Annotated in this window: 5 protein-coding genes; all 5 read left to right on the top strand. The window is 33.0% G+C overall.

Translation table 11 applies throughout. From position 1 onward, the window contains the following. Positions 1–206 precede the first annotated feature (206 nt). The 5 genes from ACNKXS_RS15055 to ACNKXS_RS15035 all read left to right on the top strand — a co-directional run bounded on the left by ACNKXS_RS15055 (position 207) and on the right by ACNKXS_RS15035 (position 3,055). A complete protein-coding gene (locus ACNKXS_RS15055; protein WP_417921594.1) occupies positions 207–800 on the top strand; it encodes a hypothetical protein in 594 nt (197 codons plus the stop codon). Positions 801–970: 170 nt separating this feature from the next. Next, positions 971–1,381 (top strand): hypothetical protein, encoded by a 411-nt coding sequence (locus ACNKXS_RS15050; RefSeq protein ID WP_417921593.1) that lies wholly within the window; start codon positions 971–973, stop codon positions 1,379–1,381. A gap of 171 nt (positions 1,382–1,552) precedes the next feature. Continuing rightward, the gene (locus ACNKXS_RS15045; RefSeq protein ID WP_417921592.1) at positions 1,553–1,993 is read left to right on the top strand and encodes a hypothetical protein; all 441 of its coding nucleotides are present in this window, start codon (positions 1,553–1,555) and stop codon (positions 1,991–1,993) included. Between the two features lie 243 nt (positions 1,994–2,236). After that, positions 2,237–2,635 carry a hypothetical protein gene (locus ACNKXS_RS15040; RefSeq protein WP_417921591.1) on the top strand — a complete coding sequence of 133 codons (399 nt, stop codon included), beginning with the start codon at positions 2,237–2,239 and terminating at the stop codon, positions 2,633–2,635. A 6-nt stretch (positions 2,636–2,641) separates the two neighbouring features. Further along, the gene (locus tag ACNKXS_RS15035) at positions 2,642–3,055 is read left to right on the top strand and encodes a cytochrome c oxidase assembly factor Coa1 family protein (protein WP_417921590.1); all 414 of its coding nucleotides are present in this window, start codon (positions 2,642–2,644) and stop codon (positions 3,053–3,055) included. Positions 3,056–3,189 lie beyond the last annotated feature (134 nt).

Below are 3,189 nucleotides of genomic sequence, written 5' to 3'. Positions count from 1 at the left end.
TCATTTAATCTTATTCCTCTCTTTAGTTCTTTCTGTTTATACAATCAAAATTTAGAAAAATTAAACTTAAGACGGTTCATCGCCAATAAGCGGCACCGTTAGTAAGAAAATAATTAACTTGACCAACGAACCAATACTAAGCTGACAAATCCGCATCTCTTACTCCGCCAACTGGCGATAACCGAGACCGTTATATGCTATATTTTATGAGAAATTCGAACTTATTATTTCTTTTGATTTTTCTTCCCATTATTAATTCTTACGCTCAAACCGAATCTAATTTTGATCATTTTGTGATGTCTGAAATTGGAAAAATTAATAACGATAAGATCATAGATTCCGTTGCTATTACTCAAGATACCATCGACGAAAAAAGACCTTATAGACTCGAAGTATTCTTTGGACAGAATGATAAAAGTTATAAGCTGGCTCTAAAAACCGATAAAGCTATTCTACTTAATTTCCCTGGTGGCAGAAATGTATCAAATGGAGAGAACTTTTGGGAAATCGAAATTATTGATAGGAATCTCTGGATTAAACACGAACTATTACGTGGGCATTTTGAACATAAATTCCAGTATAGGGACGGAAAATTTGAATTAATGGAATATAATTCTGTAGCATCAGATGGACGAGGTAAGATCTTTTATCAAAATCTAGATTTTATAACTGGAATCCGCAGAACTCAAACTGACAGTTATGAGCAAGATAAAGTTTTAAAGAAGGAAGAAGAATTCATCAAAATTGAAGGAAAACCCGATTTGTCTAATTTTGAGCCCAAATCAAATAGATTCTATTAAAAACACAGCATATAACAACGGTTAATCGCCAATAGACGGCAGCTTTACTAAGAAAATAATTATCTTGACCAACAACAATATGCTAAGCCGACAAATCCGCGTCCCTTACTCCGCCAACTGGCGATAACCGAGACCGTTGTAGCACATTTAATTTTAGAAGTTCCAAATCAATGAGTAAACTAGTAATAAATAGACGATCTGAATTTGCCAATAGAGGAAGAAGTATTGGTTTATACTTAAATAACGAAAAAATTGGAACGATTGAGGACGGAGAAACGAAGGAATTTGATCTAGAAAAAGGAAAGTATAAACTGCACGCAAAAATCGATTGGTGCGGTAGTCAAGAACAAGAAATATTACTAAAAGGAAATGAAACAAAAGCAGTGGAATTGACTGGCTTCACTAAGAATAAGTGGATTTTACCGATCCTAATTCTAATTCAAGTAATCTTTATAGGAATATCATTTTTAGTTGATATAAATCAATATTTGATCTTTTTATATTCGTTGGGAGGGCTATTGTATATTTCTTATCCAATAACCATTGGACGCAATCATTACTTAAAACTTAGTGTAGAGTAATTAAACGTGCAACAACAACGGTTAATCGCCAATAAGCGGTACCGCTAGAAAGAAAATAATTTACTTGACCAACAAACCAACATTAAGCCGACAAATACGCGTCCCTTACTCCGTCAACTGGCGATAACCGAGACCGTTACCTGCAAGCATTATTAAAAATTGAACTATAAAATGAAAAAACTGATTCTAGGAGCATTCCTCACTTTGACCACTTTTATATCATATTCACAAAAATCTACTGACGAACTTACTGAAAAGTTTTTCACTGAATTTAAGTTGGACACTGACAAAGCTTTCGATAATCTTTTTGGGACGAACAAATGGATGGTGGAAAATAAGGATGGTGCTACTAAAGTAAAATACCAAATTAGGGAAAACGCTTCCTTAGTTGGAGAATATATGGGCTACGAAAAGATTGGAGAAAAGTCTTTGAGTGAGAGTTTAAAAATTGCAGTCTATCTAGTAAAATACGAAAGACAACCCTTCCGATTTGTTTTTAAATATTACAAACCAAAGGATAAATGGATGATCTATAACTTCTCATATGATGAAAGCATTGATGATGATCTTGAAGAAATGATGAAATATGATTATTTAACCAAGCAAGATTGATTATTAATAAAGAAGTTTCTGGCTTGATAATAATTGCTATTATGAATAAGCGCAGTTATTTCATGCTACAAACGTGGTTGTTACAAAATGCCAGCAGGTAACAACGGTTAATCGCCAATAAGCGGTACCGCTAGAAAGAAAATAATTTACTTGACCAACAAACCAACATTAAGCCGACAAATACGCGTCCCTTACTCCGTCAACTGGCGATAACCGAGACCGCCGTTGCCAGCAATTTTCAGAATGATTTTGACTAAAAGAATACTGACTTTAATTTTTCTAATAATAACTGGTATTTCAATTCTTAGTTGTTCAAATTCAGAGAATAATAAAGGATTAGATTATGAAGATTACGATCCAGAGGAATTTTATGAAGTAATTGGAAGAGTCAAAGAAAATAGATTGAGTTACCATATTCCAAAAACGAATATTCTATTTTACGAATACTTTCTTGAAAAAGAAAAACCATTAGAAGGGTACGAAGAAAACATTAAAGCACGTCTCAAAGAAGGTGAAAAATTTATTGTTTTAGTGCACAAAAAAGATAGCACAATTAGTTTCTTCGGATATGTGGATCCAAAGTTTAGAAAAGAGTCCTTCGAAAAAGCTAGAAGTAAAGCCAACAAAACATTTACTAATTAAGAAAATATGAGAAGAATTCTAAAATGGATAATTCCAATAATAGTCGTTTTAGCAGTTGCCTTTTATTTGTTTTCATCATCCGGAATGGGAAAAGTTGGAACTAATTTAACCCAGGCTTATGCAGATCAAGAACTCTACAAAAATGCTATTGAAAAGGCTAACTCCGATCAAAGAGTATTAGATGAAATTAGAGAAATTCAGCCTATAGATAAAATGACAATTTTAAACGGAGAAGTCAATTTTTCAGATCACAACCAAACAGTAAATTCAACTATAAAAGTTACTGGTTTGAAAGGTAATGGGAAAGTAGATCTAACAGCAGAAAGAGAAAATGAAAGCTGGCACTACGAGAAAATAAATATTCGAATCAAAGATTCTGAAAAGAAGAAAAAAACTATTGAAATAATAAACCTGCCCTAAAACTGCAGGCAACAAAGAACTAAGGTAAAATCCTAGTACTTTTAAGCTAATTTCGACATATAATTTTCCTGGTAATAGGTTCCTGATTTTGCAATTGCAAATGCTTGCTTTAGCAGCTTATTACATACTGCTAT

Origin of the sequence: Christiangramia marina (assembly GCF_048285865.1) — a bacterium.
In the GTDB taxonomy this organism is placed as follows: domain Bacteria; phylum Bacteroidota; class Bacteroidia; order Flavobacteriales; family Flavobacteriaceae; genus Christiangramia; species Christiangramia marina.
The sequence above is the reverse complement of the archived record's forward strand: the minus strand, read 5'-3'. Positions and strand labels throughout refer to the sequence as shown.